Below are 16,604 nucleotides of genomic sequence, written 5' to 3'. Positions count from 1 at the left end.
TTATCCAGCAGTATTGCTGCGTTAAACCGGGAGCAGCCGACATGAGCAACGCTTTACCGGTCATTTTTATTATGGGGCCAACAGCGTCAGGTAAAACCGCATTAGCGATGGCGTTGCTGCAGCATTTGTCAGTCGAACTGATTAGTGTTGACAGTGCGCTGGTATATCGGGGCATGGACATTGGTACTGCCAAACCGACCGCTGCTGAGCTAGTACTGGCACCACATCATTTACTGGATATTCTTGAACCAGAGCAAAGTTACTCTGTAGCCGATTTTCGTGCTGACGCTTTGCGCTTAATTGTTGAAATCCACGGGCGGGGGCATATACCAGTGCTGGTTGGTGGCACTATGCTGTATTTTAAGGCTTTGCTAGAGGGGCTTTCGCCTTTACCTGGTGCTAATAGCGACATCAGGACCGAACTGGAAGCTGAAGCTGCTCAGCACGGCTGGCAGGTTATGCATCAGCAATTAGCGCTAATTGATCCGGTCGCTGCCGCCCGTATACACCCTAATGACCCGCAGCGAATTAACCGGGCCTTAGAGGTGTTTAGGTTAACAGGAAAAAGCATCACAGAATTAACTGCAGAAAAAGGGGAACCTTTTCCGTATAACGTACACCAATTTGCCATTGCGCCCACTGATCGTGCGTTATTACATCAGCGTATAGCAGACAGGTTCAGGCAAATGCTGGCAAATGGCTTTGAGCAAGAAGTGCTAAATTTGAAAATGCGGCCGCAGTCACATGCAGATTTACCGGCGATGCGCTGCGTTGGTTATCGTCAGGTTTGGCAGTATTTGGATGAAGAGTGCAGTTATGAGCAGATGGTTGAGCAAGGTATTGCTGCTACCCGGCAACTTGCCAAGCGTCAGCTAACCTGGCTTAGAGGGTGGCCAAACGTTACCTGGTTAAAAAGCGAGGTAGCACTGGCGGAAAACTTGCAAGCTGTACTTTCTTCGCTAAGCTTGATAAGTCGTAAATAAGTAAGCTTTTACAACTTGAAATAAAAAAAATAATACCTATATACAGCTCACTAATAAAAAAAGGAAAGCGGCACATGGCAAAGGGCCAATCTTTACAAGATCCATTTTTAAACACCTTAAGACGAGAGCGTATTCCGGTCTCTATTTATCTGGTGAATGGAATTAAACTGCAAGGGCAAATTGAGTCTTTTGACCAATTCGTCATTTTGCTAAAAAACACAGTAAGCCAAATGGTTTATAAACATGCTATTTCAACAGTGGTACCTTCACGTGCGGTGAATACTATGGTCACTCATGGTGCTGGCCAAAACGATAATGATGGCGAGGACTTGGAATAACACTAGAAGTAACAATGCTTGTTTGTTTTGGCTGCGCTGGCAGAACAAGCTCTTCTAGTTCATGTAAACTGTTCGCATGAACAACGCAACGACAATTTGCAGGAGTTTACCATGTTGGTAGCATCTGCAAATATCGATGCGATGTTCGTTACTATTGCTGATTGCAGAGTACCTGGCGTTAGGCTTTTTGTCGGGTAGGTTCACGCTGAAGAAATAAAAACTGCGGTGCAGTGTATCTCTGTTATTGCATTTGCCTTCAACCCTATCTTAAGCCCTAGCCAAACCCGTAACCTTAAGCAAATATTGGTTTTAGTAAAGTAGACCAAATGGGCCAGTTTGCCCGTATAAATAATGTGGTTAGTAACAATCGCTGAGTGTTTTGATGTATCGGGTGTCTTCTGGTTGAATATTATTGTCGGCTTTTGATTGCTCAATGGGCATTGATATTGAATCAAAGAGAGGGTGAGCTGGAAAACTATATCGTCATCGCCTCCGTTATTTGATACATTAACCGTAAGTTTTTTTAATTAGAGATGGAGTAAAGCATGGCTTGGAACGAGCCGGGTAACAATGGTAAAAACAACGACCCCTGGAAACAAGGCGGTCGTGACCAGGGTCCACCCGATTTAGATGAAGTATTTCGCAATTTTGGTAAAAAATTTGGCGGAATTTTTGGTGGTGGCGGTAATAAGTCATCAGGCAACGGGGCGTCTGCTGCGTTGATCTTGATACTGGTTATTGCTGCTGTGGTTTGGGCTATCAGTGGTTTTTATACCATTAAAGACGCCGAGCGCGGGGTAATTCTGCGATTTGGTCAATATCATACTGAAGTTGGTGCGGGTATCCACTGGAAACCTACATTTATTGACACGGTAACGCCGGTAAACGTGCAGGAAGTAAAATCATTACGTGCTGATGGTTTTATGCTAACGCAAGATCAGAATCTGGTACGGGTAACCTTTGAAGTTCAGTACCGGGTGTTTAATGCTCGCGAATACTTATTTTCTGTTATTAATGCCGACAGCAGCCTAGCTGAAGCAACCGATGCTGCTGTGCGCTTTGTTATTGGTCACTCGATCATGGATGACGTGTTAACCAGGGGCCGTGAAGTGGTTCGTCAGAATACTCGCGATGAACTGGTGTCTATTATTGCACCTTATAACATGGGGTTAACCCTCGTAGATGTTAACTTCCGCGATGCGAGGCCACCAGAAGAAGTGCGTGATGCTTTTGATGATGCGATTAAAGCACAAGAAGATCAGGAACGTTTTGTGCAGGAAGCAACCGCTTATGCCAGAGAAATTGAACCACGTGCCCGTGGTCAGGTAAACCGTGTAATGCAGGAAGCTGAAGCATATAAGCAACAAATTGTGTTAAAAGCTCAGGGTGAAGTGGCCCGCTTTGAACAATTGTTACCAGAGTATTTGGCTGCGCCAAGAGTAACTCGCGACCGTTTGTACCTGGAAACTATGGAATTTGTTTACAGCAACACATCGAAAGTACTAGTTGATGTTAAAAACGGTAATAATATTATGTACTTACCGCTAGATCGGCTGATGAACCAATCGGGTAAAAGTAATACTAACAGTGATGGCACAAACCTAATGTCGGTGCCTGGGCAAGCTAACGATGCCAGCACGCCGCGATCTGAAACAACGCGTAGCAGCACAACTCGTAACGGAAGGGGGTAATTTATGAAGAATTTTATTATCGCTATCATTATTGCAGTTGCGTTTATCGTGGTTTCAGCGTTGTTTGTGGTACCAGAAGGTCAGCGTGCTATTGTTACTCAATTTGGTAAAATTCAACGTAATGATGCCGGCGAAGTTGTGGTTTACCAACCAGGCTTACACTTGAAAATTCCAATGATTGAAGTGGTACGTAAGCTCGAAGCTCGCGTGCTAACGCTTGATGATCAACCTGATCGTTTTGTAACTGCTGAGAAAAAAGACTTATTGGTCGACAGCTACGTTAAATGGCGGATTAATGACTTCGGCACCTTTTTTCTAACCACCGGTGGTATTACTTCTCAGGCTGAAGTGTTACTAAAGCAGTATATCAACAACGGTTTACGGACTGAGTTTGGTGCTCGTACTATTCAGGAAATTGTCTCGGGTGAGCGTAGTCAATTGATGGAAAGTGCCTTGGCACAAGCTGGCGCTGCTGCTACTGAACTGGGTATTGAAGTAATTGACGTACGGGTAAAGCAAATTAACTTGCCAACCGAAATCAGTGAATCTATCTTTGCCAGAATGCGCGCTGAGCGTAAAGCAGTAGCAGACGAACATCGTGCCAGAGGTCGTGAGCAGTCAGAAATTATTCGTGCTGATGTTGATGCAAGGGTAACCGTTATGCTGGCTGACGCTGAACGTAACTCTCGTACTGAACGTGGTCAGGGTGATGCTTCAGCAGCAAAAATCTATGCTGAGGTATTTAACGCTAATGCTGAGTTCTATTCATTTGTTCGTAGTCTTGAAGCGTATAAAAACAGCTTTAATAATAAAAACGACATCATGGTAATACAGCCGGATAATGACTTCTTTAAATATATGAAGTCAGACAAAGTGCAAAACTGAAAAGTGGATAACTACGTTTAGTTTTAGATAAAAAGGTCCGAAAGGGCCTTTTTTGTCTGTGGCTATGTCAGCGGAGACTTTATGTATCAACAATTTTATCAACGTTTTTTGCAAGCAAATCAGGGTAAGCAACATTTTGCCTGTCATTCGCATCATTATTGGCCAGATGTCACCCGGGATGCCACCTTGGCTTATTGGGATGACAGCGCCCGGTTGGTTGATGATAAATGGCAAACCATTTTTGGTGAGAAAATTCCGCAAACCCAACAGCTTATTGCAGATATCCTTAACCTGCCAGCACCAGAACAAATTGTTTTTACTACTAATACTCATGAACAGGTGATGCGGTTATTCAGTTGTTTTGATTTGCAAAAACCGTTAAAAATACTCAGTACCGACAGTGAGTTTTATAGCTTTCAACGCCAGGCTAAACGTTTAGCTGAGCTTGACAATGTAGAAATTATAACGGTAGCAACGGAGCCTTTTGCCAGTTTTACCGAGCGTTTTATTGCTGCAGCCAAAGAAAATCAGCTTGATATGGTTTTTTGCAGCCAGGTATTTTTTAACTCTGGTTATGCGATAGCCGATTTACCCGCCTTTGTGCAGGCTTTAGCAGCGGTAACGCCTGCCATGTTGGTGATAGATGGTTATCATGGCTTTATGGCGTTACCTACCGATTTATCTTCAATTGCAGAACGGGCCTTTTATTTGTCGGGCAGTTATAAATATGCACAAGGTGGAGAAGGCTGCTGTTTTATGGCAGTACCACCAGGCAGCAAACAGCGGCCATTATACACCGGTTGGTTTGCTGAATTCGGCACCCTGGCAGCAAAAAAGTCGGCGTTAGTTTTATACAGTAATGACGGTAATCGCTTTGCCGGAGCCACCATGGATTACACCGCGTTGTACCGGTTGCATGCTGTTTTATTGTTGTTTAAACAGCAGGGGATTACCGTCGGACGTATCCACCGTTATGTGCAGCAGCTGCAAGAGGCTTTTCTTGCTGAACTGGCCCGATGGCAGCATTCTGCTATTAACCAGAGCAATTTATTAGCCCATCAGCTGGGGCAGCATGGTCATTTTTATACTTTCAAACTGAGTAACACCAGTGAGGTGGCTGAATTAGCTGCGTTTTTAAAGAATAATGGCATCATTACTGACTTCCGAGGCGATCGGCTACGTTTTGGTTTTGGCCTGTATCAAAACCATATCGATTTTGATTTATCTTGCCTGCAGCATGGTTAGTTTAGAGTGTTTAGGAAAAGCCGGATAAAAAACCGGCTTTTTTTGGCTATACAGCTGTAAGTTGGCTGACGATTTGATAGAATCGACGCCTAATTTTTTCCATGATGTAGGAACCATGGCCAAAAACGTCGTTGTGCTCGGCACCCAGTGGGGTGACGAAGGTAAAGGTAAAATCGTTGACTTATTAACCGATAAAGCCAGTTATGTGGTGCGCTATCAAGGCGGCCATAATGCCGGCCATACTCTGGTTATTGAAGGTGAAAAAACGGTATTACATTTAATTCCATCAGGCATTTTACGGCCAAACGTAAAATGTGTTATCGGTAATGGCGTAGTGTTATCGCCAGAAGCTTTTTTAAAGGAAATGACCATGCTTGAAGAGCGTGGTGTGCCGGTAAAAGAGCGGCTGTTGCTAAGCGAAGCCTGCCCTTTGATCTTGCCATTTCATGTGGCCTTAGATGTGGCGCGGGAAAAAGCCCGTGGTGACAAAGCCATTGGCACTACCGGCCGTGGTATTGGCCCCGCTTATGAAGATAAAGTGGCGCGCCGCGGATTACGGGTTGGTGATTTATTTAATCCTGAATTGTTTGCTGAAAAGCTGAAAGGCGTGATGGAGTTACATAACTTCACTCTTACTCAGTATTACAAAGTGGATGCAGTGGATTACCAAACTACCTTGGATAACGCCTTGGCTATGGCTGATTTACTGAAGTCGATGGTGGTTGATGTTACTGATTTGCTGGATAAAGCCCGCAAAAACGGTGATAACATTATGTTTGAAGGTGCACAGGGTACTCTGTTAGACATCGACCATGGTACTTATCCTTATGTTACGTCGTCGAACACCACCGCCGGTGGGGTAGCTACCGGCTGTGGTTTTGGACCGCGTTATCTCGACTATGTGCTGGGTATTGTCAAAGCCTATACTACTCGGGTGGGTTCAGGGCCCTTTCCAACTGAACTTGATTGTGCAGTTGGTGAGCACTTAGGTGTTAAGGGCCATGAGTTTGGCGCCACTACTGGCCGTAAACGGCGCACCGGCTGGTTTGATGCGGTAGCCGTTCGCCGTGCGGTGCAGCTGAACAGTATTTCCGGGTTTTGCTTAACCAAGTTGGATGTGCTTGATGGTTTAGAGAGCATCAGTATTTGTATTGGTTATCAACAGCCCGATGGTAGTGTGCTTGATACGCCGCCACTGGCCGCTGAAGGTTATGAGCTGGTTATTCCAGTTTACGAAACCATGCCAGGGTGGTCTGATAATACATTTGGTATTCAGCAGCTGGCACAATTGCCACAAGCTGCCCGTAATTATATCAGCCGTTTGGAGCAGCTTACTGGTGTATCCATTGATATTGTCTCTACCGGACCAGACAGGGTGCAGACTATCGTGCTGAGCCATCCGTTTGCGTAACACGTGCATATAAAAAAACGCTGCCATTTGGTGGCGTTTTTTTATACTCTGTAGCCACAATGGCGGGAGGGATCTGATGAACAAGCTTCTGATTTTAATATTTAGTATGCTGTTAGTGGGCTGCGGCGGCTCAGACAGTGCTGATAATAGCCCAACGAATGATATTGCTGAATGTAATCGCTCTGATATTAACAGCCAGCTCTATTGTAAGTTATATGCTGATTATCTGTGGTACCGAGAGCTTAAAACCGGTGTTGATCCGCTGGCTTTCAGCACTCCTGCAGCCTATTTAAGGCAAGTTATTGCCGATCGCGATCGTTACAGTTTCGTTATGACGGAGCAGGAATATCAGGATCGATATATAAATGCAGTATTTTTTGGCTACGGTTTTGCTACACAACGCACCGACAACAACACGGCACTGCAAGTGCTTTATGTTTTTAATGCCGGATCTGCCGCCCAGCAAGGTTTACGCCGGGCCGATAAAATTACGCAAATTGACGGTATTAGCGTGGCAGAGTGGTTAAGTCAACTGGATGCTGGCACGGTAACCAATGACGATATTTATGGTCCAAATGAAGAAGGTGTGGTGCGTAATTTTGTGTGGCGCAAGCCAAATGACACGCAGCAGCAGGCTGATTTTGTGAAAGGTACAGTGAGCACCAACACGGTAATGCACCGTTCTGTGGCAGCAGTTGGCACAAAAAAAGTTGGTTACCTGGTGTTTAATACCTTTATTGAGCTATCAGAAACTGAACTTGAACAGGCCTTTAGCTACTTCGCTGCTCAAGACATTGATGAGTTGGTATTGGATGTGCGCTACAACGGTGGTGGTTTAATTCGGGTAGCCAACCAGTTAAGTTCTCATATTGCCTTAGCTAGGTTGCAAGATAATATTTTTGTAAAGTACCGTTATAACGATAAAAATACCCGCAAAAATAGTACGGTAACTTTTGCTTTAGGTGCTGGCAGAACGCAGTTAAACTTACCGAGGGTGTTTGTACTGACTACTGCAGGGAGTTGTTCTTCCAGTGAGTTGGTAATAAACGCCTTAAGCCCGTTTATTGACGTAGTACAAATTGGCGAAACAACGTGTGGCAAACCAGTTGGTCAGGTGCCTGACCGGGTCGGTGATTTCAGGCTGTTCGCAATTAATTTTCAAACCGTTAATGCGCTCGATTTTGGCGAGTATTTTACTGGTTTAATGCCTAACTGCCCGGTAACGGCAACGGTGACCGGCGATTGGGGTGTATCGTCTGATCCGCTGTACGCTGAAGCGGTAGCCTACATTGCTAATGGCAGCTGTAGCCTGGTTGCAATCAGCGACCAGAATGCTCAGCTTTATTCGAGAGCAGAGCCAATAATTGAGCCTAACGTTGAGCCAGTACAACCACAGTGGCTTCGATACAATGAGCAGTAATAGGCCTTGGTAAATACAACATGGTTTAGCTTTTGAGACTGGCGTATTTTTTGCAATAAAATCGTATTGCTCAGACCTTATTAACGGTTATTTGACAGATGATAAAAACAGCTATTTTATGTTTAACAGCGATATTGCTGATTATTCCAGCTGCAGCACAGCAAGTTGATGTGGTGCAACTGTACAGCCAGGATCAGTTGCTGGAATTAATTAAAACCAATAGCCATTTAGCTAAGGTGAAAGCAGATGACTGTCAGCTGGTAGAGGATATTGAAGCACGGGCTGATATTATGAGCTTGCCAGCTTATCAGTTTTTATACGGCGACATGTTGGCTTATGCTGTTTGTGTGCCACGTAATGTAGAACGTGGCTGGGATTTAATGTTGCAAGCTGCGGCACAGGGCCTACCTGAAGCGCTGGAGCAAGTAGGGCGTTATTATCATATTGGTCGTTTTGTACAGGTTGATATCGATCAAGCTTTGGTTTACTTGCATGAAGCGGCTGCTATGGGTAACCTTAATGCGCGCCTGCGCTATGGCCAGCTGTTGGTTGACGGCTATGGTTCGCCGGTAGATTACGAACAAAGCTATCGTTGGTTACATCATACGATTAGTGCAGATAAGGCTACTCATGCTAGAATACAAAAATTACTGCAACAACTTGCCAAAAAAATGCCAGAACGGGTAATTGCTAGTGCCCGTCGATCTATAAAATGAATTTCATCCAATTTTTCGGCTTAGCTGTTACACTCAATATATGAACACAGGAAATAAAAGTTTAAGTAATGACGGTAAATGATCCGCATCTTGCGCGTGAGCAAGAAAAATATGACAATCCCATCCCCAGCCGGGAATTTATCCTGGAGCACATCGACAAACGGCAACAACCTGCCTATTTTGACGAATTAGTTACCGAGTTAGGCTTAACGGACGACGATGCTATTTTCGCCCTGAAAAAGCGGCTGCGGGCAATGGAACGCGACGGTCAGCTTATTTTCACTAAGAGTAAACGCTATGGTCTGGTTGATCATATGGATTTGGTGAAAGGCACAGTGATGGGCCATCGAGAAGGGTTTGGTTTTTTAAAACTGGAACAAGGCGGTCCCGATTGGTACTTACCTTACCATGAAATGCAACGGGTATTACCAGGGGACAAAGTACTGGCAACAGCCGCCGCCATGAAAAGTAAAGATAAAGTAGAAGCCCGCGTTGTCCGGATTTTAGAGCCTCGCACCGAACCGATAGTAGGCCGGTATTATAAAGATTCTGCGGTAAGTGTGGTGGTGCCTGATGATCCAAGGATTACTCAGGACATCATGGTGCCGGAAGGCGAGCAAGGCGCAGCGCGACATGGACAGATTGTGTTAGTTGAAATTAGCCAGCGCCCATCTAAACGGGTCAGTGCTGTAGGTAAGGTTATTGAAGTGTTGGGCGAGCATATGGCGCCAGGCATGGAAATTGAAGTAGCGATCCGTAATCATCAGATCCCACATGAGTTCCCCCAAGCCGTATTACAACAAGTATCAAAATACGGCGAGCAAGTGCCGGCAGACGCTAAACAAGGCCGGGTTGACCTGACTACATTACCATTGGTAACTATTGACGGTGAGGATGCCCGCGATTTTGACGACGCAGTATATGCACAAGCCAAAGAAAGCGGTGGCTGGAAACTTTGGGTCGCTATTGCGGATGTTAGTGCCTACGTTAACCCGGATTCACCGCTTGATAAAAGTGCATTGGAGCGCGGCAACTCAGTGTATTTCCCCGATCATGTGGTGCCAATGTTGCCGGAAGCATTATCAAATGGTTTGTGCTCGTTAAATCCGCATACTGATCGTTTGTGTTTTGTCGCCGAAATGCACGTTAGTGTCAGTGGCAAGCTCGACAGCTACCAGTTTTATGAAGCGGTAATGCACTCAGCTGCGCGTTTTACGTACAATAAAGTACATGCCATTTTGCAGGGCGATGCTGAACTTCGGCAGCAATATGCGGCAAACCTGACTAACTTAGAAACACTGAACAGCCTCTACAAGAAATTAGCAAAGGTGCGCGGTCAGCGCGGAGCCATAGAATTTGAAACGGTTGAAACCCGCTTTATTTTTAATAGCCACCGTAAAATTGAGCAAATTGTGCCTGTGCATCGCAATGAAGCGCATAAAATCATTGAAGAATGTATGATTATGGCTAACGTGGCGGCAGCCCGTTTTGTTGAAAAGCATGAGGCGCAGGCACTTTTCCGGGTACATGAGCGGCCCGATAGCGATCGCTTTGCTAATTTTCGCCGGTTTTTAGCTGAATTAGGTATAGAAGCTAATATATCCAGCGAGCCCACGCCGTTAGAGCTTACTCAAATATTGGCGACGTTAGTCGACAGGCCTGATCGGGAACTAATTGAAACCACCATGCTACGTTCGATGAAGCAGGCGGTGTATCAAGGCGATAATCAGGGCCATTTTGGTCTGGCGCTGGAAGCTTATGCTCACTTTACCTCACCGATACGTCGCTATCCCGACTTAGTATTGCACCGGGCGATTAAAGCTATTTTGCTAAAGCAAAACCAGGCAGTCAACGGCGAACGTGCTTATAGTGAAAAAGAAATTACTCACTTTGGCGAGCAATGCTCAATGACCGAGCGCCGCGCTGATGACGCGACCCGCGAAGTATCTGATTGGTTAAAATGTGAATACATGCAAGATCACCTAGGCGATGAGTTTGAGGGGGTGGTTGCTACTGTTACTAACTTTGGTTTATTTGTCCGGTTAAGTGAGTTGTACATTGAAGGCTTGGTGCACGTTACTTCATTGCAAAATGACTACTATCGTTTTGATGCTGAGCGGCAAGTACTTACTGGCGAGCATAGCGGTGTCAGTTATCGGATGGGCGATCAGGTAAAAGTAAAAGTGGTGGCAGTAAGTCTGGAGTCCCGCAAGATTGATTTAACGGTTGTCGGCGAGCCGAAGCACAATGTGTCGGGTCGGGCGGTAAAAGCCAGCCGTAATGCAGCTTTTGCAGAAAAAGACGCTAAGGCCGGTGCGGGACGATCCAGTACTAAAAGTAATGCTAAAGGCTCAGCTAAACCGACAGCTAAGGCTGGCGACAAACCTAAAACTGCCAAAAGTGCGACTAAAAAGCCGCGTCGCCGGGCGAAGAAGTCTTAAACACCTGATTAAAACTTTTAAATAAAGAGAATAAGCTAACAATGAATGCAGATTTTGTCTTTGGTATTCACGCTGTTAATGCCCTGTTGGCAAGGGCGCCACAGGATATTTTAGAGCTGTTTATCATGAAAGACCGTGAAGATAAGCGCATGCAACCGCTTATTCAGCAAGCCCGGCAAAATGGTATTTCAGTGCAGTTTTGTAACCGTAAAACATTGGATGATATGGTCAGTGGTCAGCACCAGGGTATTGTTGCTAAAGCGCGTTTGGCCAGTAGTGGCAATGAAAGCGACTTGATTACTTTGCTTGAGCAAAAAGAAAAACCATTTTTATTAGTGCTTGATGGTGTTACCGATCCACATAACCTGGGCGCCATTTTACGCAGTGCTGATGCGGCCGGAGTGCACGCGGTTATTTCACCAAAAGACCGCTCAGTAAAACTCACCGCAGCCGTTCGCAAAGTTGCCTGCGGTGCAGCTGAAGCCGTACCCTTTATTACCGTGACTAACCTGGCGCGAACTTTGCGCGAATTACAAGATGCCGGGGTGTGGGTAGTAGGTACTGCAGGCGAAACGGATACCACCATTTATCAGGCTGACTTTAAAGGCCCATTAGCCTTAGTACTAGGGGCTGAGGGTGAAGGGTTACGTCGGTTAACACGCGAAACCTGCGACGCCTTGGTAAAAATACCGATGTTTGGTAGTGTCTCCAGCCTGAATGTCTCAGTAGCGGCGGGTATTTGCTTATTTGAAGCAGTGCGTCAAAGAACATAACTCTTTAAAATTCTCTTGGTATATTCTGCTTGTTATTTACCCGCTAACTCCGTAAACTACGCGACCTTCGGCCATACACTCACGTTCCTTGCCTCTATGCGGACCCGGCCGAGTTCACCCGAGGCTTACTAACCGTAAGGAGCTACAATGCGTCATTACGAAATCGTTTTTATGGTTCACCCTGATCAGAGTGAACAAGTGCCTGGCATGATCGAGCGTTACACTGGCTCTATCAAAGAAGCGGGCGGTACTATCCACCGTTTAGAAGACTGGGGTCGTCGTCAACTGGCTTACCCAATCCAAAAACTGCACAAAGCACACTATGTGTTGCTAAACGTGGAAGCACCACAAACAGTGATTGATGAGCTGGAAACTAACTTCCGTTACAACGATGCTGTTTTACGTAACCTGATTATGCGCACCAATGGTGCCGTAGTTGAGCCATCTCCAATGGCTAAGGTACGTGATGAGCGTTCACGTGACGAGCGTCCTCGTGACCGTGCTCCTCGTGAAACAGAAGAGCAGGTAGAAAACGAAGAGTAAGTTTGATGGACAACATCATCGTGCTTAGTGGCGCCGTTTGTCGGCATCCTGAACGCAGTGAGAGTCCGGCGGGGATACCGCACACTGTTATCACGGTAGAACATCGTAGCAACCAGCAGGAAGCCGGCCTTAATCGACAGGCTTACGTCAGGATGCAGATTGTTTTAAGCGGTACAGTGTTACATCAGCAAGCTCAAACTTTGACGTTGGGTAGCATGGTAAAGGTTAGCGGGTTTTTAAACCGGCACCAAAACCGCAGTGGACAGGCAAAACTGGTACTGCACGCCCAGCAGATTGAACAAATAAGTTAGGAGACAGACAAATGTCACGTTTTTTCCGTCGCCGTAAATTCTGCCGTTTTTCTGCAGAAGGCACTGTAGAGATTGATTACAAAGATACCGCTGTTCTGAAAAACTACGTTACAGAAAGTGGCAAGATCGTACCTAGCCGTATTACTGGTACCAGCGCTAAATATCAGCGTCAGCTGGCTCGTGCTATTAAGCGCGCTCGCTACCTGGCCTTGTTGCCGTACAGCGACTCACACAGCTAATACAGAAGGGGTATAAGTATGCAAGTAATTCTGTTAGACAAAGTCTCTAACCTTGGTAGTTTAGGTGACAATGTTACTGTTAAGTCTGGTTATGCTCGTAACTTCTTATTCCCACAGGGTAAAGCAGTTCCGGCTAACAAAGCTAACACCGAAAAGTTCGAACAGCGTCGTGCTGAATTAGAAGCCAAACTGGCTGCTGGTTTAACGACTGCCAACGAACGCGCTGCTAAGCTGGCAGAACTGGCTGAAGTGACTATTGCTTCTAAAGCCGGTGATGAAGGCAAGCTGTTTGGTTCAGTAGGTACCCGCGATATCGCTGATGCCATTACTGAAGCTGGCGTAAAAGTAACTAAAGCTGAAGTAAAATTACCTAATGGTACTTTACGTGAAACTGGCCAGTTCGATATCGATCTGCAGTTACATGCTGAAGTAGTAGCAACTATTAAAGTTGTTATTATCGCAGAAGCCTAAGGCTATAGGCGCACTGCATTGCAGTGCGCCACTCTCTCGTTTTCGGCTGTCTCCCCGTAATATCCTCTATTTTTAAAAATAATCTCAACGTTGCTTTTTATTCTGCCGCTTGCAAGGTAGCATTGCATTGTTATTCTAAATATTGTCAGGTGTTATGAGCAGTAATAAAGACAAGCAGGTCGCTGGCCTAAAAATGCCCCCGCACTCAATTGAAGCTGAGCAATCTGTGCTGGGTGGTTTAATGCTGGATAATCAGGCATGGGACCGGGTATCAGAGAAGGTGGTTGAGCAGGACTTTTATTTGCGCTCGCACCGTTTTATCTTCAGTGCCATGGCGCGGATTGCTGAAGCAAACCAGCCGATAGACTTAATTACCGTATCGGAAGCGCTGGAAGCTAACCAGAAGCTGGACGATATTGGTGGCTTTGCTTACTTAGGTGAAATTGCCAAGAATACCCCCAGTGCCGCTAATATTATGGCCTATGCCGATATAGTACGAGAGCGTGCTGTGGTGCGTGACATGATTGCCGTAGCACATGACATAGCTGATGCTGGCTATGACACTCAGGGGCGTACCAGCGCTGAGCTACTGGATTTTGCCGAAAGCAAGGTGTTTAAAATTGCCGAGCAACGGGCGAATGCCAATGAAGGTCCCGAACCCATTAACAATATTTTAGCTAAAACCATCGATAAAATTGATGCCTTGTTCCGTTCGCCACAAAGTGGTATTACTGGCTTGTCATCGGGGTATATGGATTTAGACAAAATGACCAATGGCTTTCAGCCATCAGATTTAATTATTGTGGCGGCGCGGCCATCAATGGGTAAAACCACCTTTGCTATGAACCTGTGTGAGCATGCTGCCATTACCAGCGATAAACCCGTACTGATTTTCAGTCTGGAAATGCCCTCAGAACAAATTATGATGCGAATGCTGGCCTCTTTGGGCCGGATTAACCAAACCAAGGTGCGTACCGGTCAGCTGGAAGATGAAGACTGGGCCCGGTTATCATCTGCTATCGAGTTGTTAAACAGCAAAGGCAAAATGTATATTGACGATGCGTCAGGTTTAACGCCAACCGAGGTGCGCTCGCGAGCCAGACGAGTGGCGAGAGAGCATGGTGGTCTTAGCATGATTATGGTTGACTACCTGCAGTTGATGACGGTGCCTGGCATGACTGAAAACCGTACGCTGGAAATTGCCGAGATATCCCGTTCATTAAAGTCGTTAGCCAAAGAGCTGAAAGTACCAGTGGTGGCGTTATCGCAGCTAAACCGGGGGTTAGAGCAGCGTGCTGACAAACGTCCTATTAACTCTGACTTACGTGAGTCGGGTTCAATTGAGCAGGATGCTGACTTAATTATGTTTATCTATCGTGACGAGGTTTATCACGAAGACAGTGCCGAAAAAGGCCTGGCTGAAATCATTATTGGCAAGCAACGTAATGGTCCCATCGGCAAGGTACGGTTGACCTTCCACGGCCACTTTTCCCGTTTCGATAACTACGCGGGCAGTGCCCGCTTTGAAGATGACTATTAAATGTCACGCCGGCCGATAGCACAAATTAATCTGGCCGCACTTAGCCATAATTTACAGCGGGTGCAGCAGTTGGCGCCTGCCAGTAAAATATTAGCGGTTTTAAAAGCCAATGCTTATGGTCATTGCTTGGTTAAAGTAGCCCAGACCCTTACTGAGGCAGATGCTTTTGCTGTGGCCAGAATAGATGAAGCGTTAGCCTTGCGTACCGGCGGTATTGTTAAGCCAATAGTATTGTTAGAAGGCTTCTACGAGGCCGCTGAATTGCCGTTACTGCTGGCCAATAATTTACAAACTGTAATTCATAATGAAGAGCAGTTACAGGCGCTGGAGCAGAGCACCCTAGGCGGCCAGCTGAAAGTGTGGCTCAAAATTGATACCGGTATGCACCGGTTAGGTATAGCGCCGGCGCAATTTAGTGAATTTTACCGCAGGCTATGGCAATGCGCTGCAGTGCAACCCGGAATTAGGTTAATGAGCCACTTTTGCTGCGCTGATGAGCCTGGCTCAGCCAAAACCTTGCAACAACTGGCGCTGTTTAATCAGTTGTGTACTGACAAAGCGGAAGAGCGAAGTTTGGCCAATAGCGCTGCAATTGTTCGCTTACCACAAAGTCATGCTGATTGGGTTCGTCCAGGGTTAATGCTGCATGGTATTTCACCGCTGCCGTCACATCAGGGCCACCAGCATCAATTGCAGCCGGTAATGCGGCTAAGTAGTAGGCTAATTGCCATGCGCCAGGTACCGCAGGGCGACACAGTGGGTTATGGTGGCAACTGGCATGCTGTTACGTCAACTTGGATTGGGGTAATTGCTATTGGGTATGGCGACGGTTACCCGCGCCATGCTGCCAATGGCACCCCGGTGTGGTTAGCCGGGCGTGAGGTCAGCCTGGTTGGGCGGGTCTCAATGGATATGATAACGGTTGATTTGGGCGAAAATCCTACCGAGACCATTGGTGCTGAAGCAGTATTGTGGGGGCCAGAGCTGGCCATTGAGCGAGTGGCTCTGTGCGCTGCTACCATTCCTTACGAGCTATTATGTAACATTACGCCGCGGGTAGATTATCAATACTTAACCGTTTAGTGGACACAATAGCTGGCACATTACTTGTCGAAACTAACTTCAATATGCACTTTGCCAAACTCAGAATCAAATGGCATTAAAATGGTTGGCCCTTCGCACTTGTGAGTAATAGTATGCGCTTTACCTGATACTACGATTGGCGTCGCCATTGAAAATTCGTAACCTTTATCGCCCAAAATACGCTTAGCACCTCCGGTAACCATATTGGTAATTTCACCTACCATGTCAATGACGTCTGCATTAATAGCTTTTGGTTTTTCACCCAGCATTCGATACATCACTTCCAACGCCAGTGATTCTTCAAAACTAACCGAAAATGAGCCTTTAATATCAGCGCCAACCATACCAATTAGCCCTGAGACATCGCCGCGCGCCACTTCATCTTTTTTTATCCTTGGCTGGCCCGGCACTATAGTGGTATTGGCCATAGTTGCCAGTACATTGACCAGCGAGGACAGAAACGGGTTTATATACTCAACATTCATGAAACGCGCCTATTTTGTGTGCAGTGGAA

17 protein-coding genes are annotated in these 16,604 nt (G+C 46.1%); 16 read left to right on the top strand and 1 reads right to left on the bottom strand.

Annotated features, from left to right (window positions below; all coding sequences use genetic code 11):
- The 16 genes from miaA to alr all read left to right on the top strand — a co-directional run.
- Positions 1 to 983, top strand: a 983-nt coding sequence (gene miaA, locus VT06_RS11180) for a tRNA (adenosine(37)-N6)-dimethylallyltransferase MiaA (RefSeq protein WP_369796911.1), incomplete at its 5' end; no start/stop codon positions are given.
- Between the two features lie 74 nt (positions 984 to 1,057).
- Positions 1,058 to 1,321, top strand: a complete 264-nt coding sequence (hfq, locus tag VT06_RS11175) for an RNA chaperone Hfq (RefSeq protein ID WP_046554389.1) — start codon at positions 1,058 to 1,060, stop codon at positions 1,319 to 1,321.
- Positions 1,322 to 1,866: 545 nt separating this feature from the next.
- Entirely contained in the window at positions 1,867 to 3,012 is a 1,146-nt protein-coding gene (gene hflK / locus VT06_RS11170) for an FtsH protease activity modulator HflK (RefSeq protein WP_046554388.1), read from the top strand.
- Positions 3,013 to 3,015: 3 nt separating this feature from the next.
- Positions 3,016 to 3,897, top strand: a complete 882-nt coding sequence (gene hflC / locus VT06_RS11165; protein WP_046554387.1) for a protease modulator HflC — start codon at positions 3,016 to 3,018, stop codon at positions 3,895 to 3,897.
- 81 nt (positions 3,898 to 3,978) lie between these two features.
- Positions 3,979 to 5,142 (top strand): aminotransferase class V-fold PLP-dependent enzyme, encoded by a 1,164-nt coding sequence (locus tag VT06_RS11160; protein WP_046554386.1) that lies wholly within the window; start codon positions 3,979 to 3,981, stop codon positions 5,140 to 5,142.
- Between the two features lie 115 nt (positions 5,143 to 5,257).
- Positions 5,258 to 6,553 (top strand): adenylosuccinate synthase, encoded by a 1,296-nt coding sequence (locus tag VT06_RS11155; protein WP_046554385.1) that lies wholly within the window; start codon positions 5,258 to 5,260, stop codon positions 6,551 to 6,553.
- A gap of 76 nt (positions 6,554 to 6,629) precedes the next feature.
- Complete coding sequence (locus VT06_RS11150) at positions 6,630 to 7,973, top strand: S41 family peptidase (protein WP_046554384.1); 1,344 nt, start codon at positions 6,630 to 6,632, stop codon at positions 7,971 to 7,973.
- 98 nt (positions 7,974 to 8,071) lie between these two features.
- Positions 8,072 to 8,689 carry a tetratricopeptide repeat protein gene (locus VT06_RS11145; protein WP_046554383.1) on the top strand — a complete coding sequence of 206 codons (618 nt, stop codon included), beginning with the start codon at positions 8,072 to 8,074 and terminating at the stop codon, positions 8,687 to 8,689.
- A gap of 68 nt (positions 8,690 to 8,757) precedes the next feature.
- On the top strand, positions 8,758 to 11,130 hold the full coding sequence (gene rnr / locus VT06_RS11140) for a ribonuclease R (RefSeq protein ID WP_046554382.1): 2,373 nt from the start codon (positions 8,758 to 8,760) through the stop codon (positions 11,128 to 11,130).
- A 41-nt stretch (positions 11,131 to 11,171) separates the two neighbouring features.
- Positions 11,172 to 11,903, top strand: coding sequence for a 23S rRNA (guanosine(2251)-2'-O)-methyltransferase RlmB (gene rlmB / locus VT06_RS11135; protein ID WP_046554381.1), 732 nt, complete (start codon positions 11,172 to 11,174; stop codon positions 11,901 to 11,903).
- A gap of 147 nt (positions 11,904 to 12,050) precedes the next feature.
- Positions 12,051 to 12,446: a 30S ribosomal protein S6 gene (gene rpsF, locus VT06_RS11130; RefSeq protein WP_046554380.1), complete on the top strand. Its 396-nt coding sequence runs from the start codon at positions 12,051 to 12,053 to the stop codon at positions 12,444 to 12,446.
- A 5-nt stretch (positions 12,447 to 12,451) separates the two neighbouring features.
- The gene (priB, locus tag VT06_RS11125; protein WP_046554379.1) at positions 12,452 to 12,757 is read left to right on the top strand and encodes a primosomal replication protein N; all 306 of its coding nucleotides are present in this window, start codon (positions 12,452 to 12,454) and stop codon (positions 12,755 to 12,757) included.
- Between the two features lie 11 nt (positions 12,758 to 12,768).
- Complete coding sequence (rpsR, locus tag VT06_RS11120; RefSeq protein ID WP_008218940.1) at positions 12,769 to 12,996, top strand: 30S ribosomal protein S18; 228 nt, start codon at positions 12,769 to 12,771, stop codon at positions 12,994 to 12,996.
- 18 nt (positions 12,997 to 13,014) lie between these two features.
- Positions 13,015 to 13,467 carry a 50S ribosomal protein L9 gene (gene rplI, locus VT06_RS11115; protein ID WP_046554378.1) on the top strand — a complete coding sequence of 151 codons (453 nt, stop codon included), beginning with the start codon at positions 13,015 to 13,017 and terminating at the stop codon, positions 13,465 to 13,467.
- A gap of 154 nt (positions 13,468 to 13,621) precedes the next feature.
- Entirely contained in the window at positions 13,622 to 15,007 is a 1,386-nt protein-coding gene (dnaB, locus tag VT06_RS11110; RefSeq protein WP_052750232.1) for a replicative DNA helicase, read from the top strand.
- Positions 15,008 to 16,090, top strand: a complete 1,083-nt coding sequence (alr, locus tag VT06_RS11105; protein ID WP_046554377.1) for an alanine racemase — start codon at positions 15,008 to 15,010, stop codon at positions 16,088 to 16,090.
- Positions 16,091 to 16,110: 20 nt separating this feature from the next.
- Here alr and VT06_RS11100 read toward each other — a convergent pair whose 3' ends face one another.
- Positions 16,111 to 16,575 (bottom strand): chemotaxis protein CheX, encoded by a 465-nt coding sequence (locus VT06_RS11100; RefSeq protein WP_046554376.1) that lies wholly within the window; start codon positions 16,573 to 16,575, stop codon positions 16,111 to 16,113.
- Between the last annotated feature and the right edge of the window lie 29 nt (positions 16,576 to 16,604).

The organism is Arsukibacterium sp. MJ3, assembly GCF_000987765.1.
Classification (GTDB): domain Bacteria; phylum Pseudomonadota; class Gammaproteobacteria; order Enterobacterales; family Alteromonadaceae; genus Alishewanella.
The sequence above is the reverse complement of the archived record's forward strand: the minus strand, read 5'-3'. Positions and strand labels throughout refer to the sequence as shown.

Bases quoted from the DNA above. Each gene is read 5' to 3' on its own strand.
- priB (WP_046554379.1), top strand. From the start codon at position 12,452: ATGGACAACATCATCGTGCTTAGTGGCGCCGTTTGTCGGCATCCTGAA.
- VT06_RS11145 (WP_046554383.1), top strand. From the start codon at position 8,072: ATGATAAAAACAGCTATTTTATGTTTAACAGCGATATTGCTGATTATT.
- rnr (WP_046554382.1), top strand. From the start codon at position 8,758: ATGACGGTAAATGATCCGCATCTTGCGCGTGAGCAAGAAAAATATGAC.
- dnaB (WP_052750232.1), top strand. From the start codon at position 13,622: ATGAGCAGTAATAAAGACAAGCAGGTCGCTGGCCTAAAAATGCCCCCG.
- VT06_RS11150 (WP_046554384.1), top strand. From the start codon at position 6,630: ATGAACAAGCTTCTGATTTTAATATTTAGTATGCTGTTAGTGGGCTGC.
- VT06_RS11160 (WP_046554386.1), top strand. From the start codon at position 3,979: ATGTATCAACAATTTTATCAACGTTTTTTGCAAGCAAATCAGGGTAAG.
- rlmB (WP_046554381.1), top strand. From the start codon at position 11,172: ATGAATGCAGATTTTGTCTTTGGTATTCACGCTGTTAATGCCCTGTTG.
- hflK (WP_046554388.1), top strand. From the start codon at position 1,867: ATGGCTTGGAACGAGCCGGGTAACAATGGTAAAAACAACGACCCCTGG.
- VT06_RS11100 (WP_046554376.1), bottom strand. From the start codon at position 16,575: ATGAATGTTGAGTATATAAACCCGTTTCTGTCCTCGCTGGTCAATGTA.
- VT06_RS11155 (WP_046554385.1), top strand. From the start codon at position 5,258: ATGGCCAAAAACGTCGTTGTGCTCGGCACCCAGTGGGGTGACGAAGGT.
- rplI (WP_046554378.1), top strand. From the start codon at position 13,015: ATGCAAGTAATTCTGTTAGACAAAGTCTCTAACCTTGGTAGTTTAGGT.
- hfq (WP_046554389.1), top strand. From the start codon at position 1,058: ATGGCAAAGGGCCAATCTTTACAAGATCCATTTTTAAACACCTTAAGA.
- hflC (WP_046554387.1), top strand. From the start codon at position 3,016: ATGAAGAATTTTATTATCGCTATCATTATTGCAGTTGCGTTTATCGTG.
- alr (WP_046554377.1), top strand. From the start codon at position 15,008: ATGTCACGCCGGCCGATAGCACAAATTAATCTGGCCGCACTTAGCCAT.
- rpsR (WP_008218940.1), top strand. From the start codon at position 12,769: ATGTCACGTTTTTTCCGTCGCCGTAAATTCTGCCGTTTTTCTGCAGAA.
- rpsF (WP_046554380.1), top strand. From the start codon at position 12,051: ATGCGTCATTACGAAATCGTTTTTATGGTTCACCCTGATCAGAGTGAA.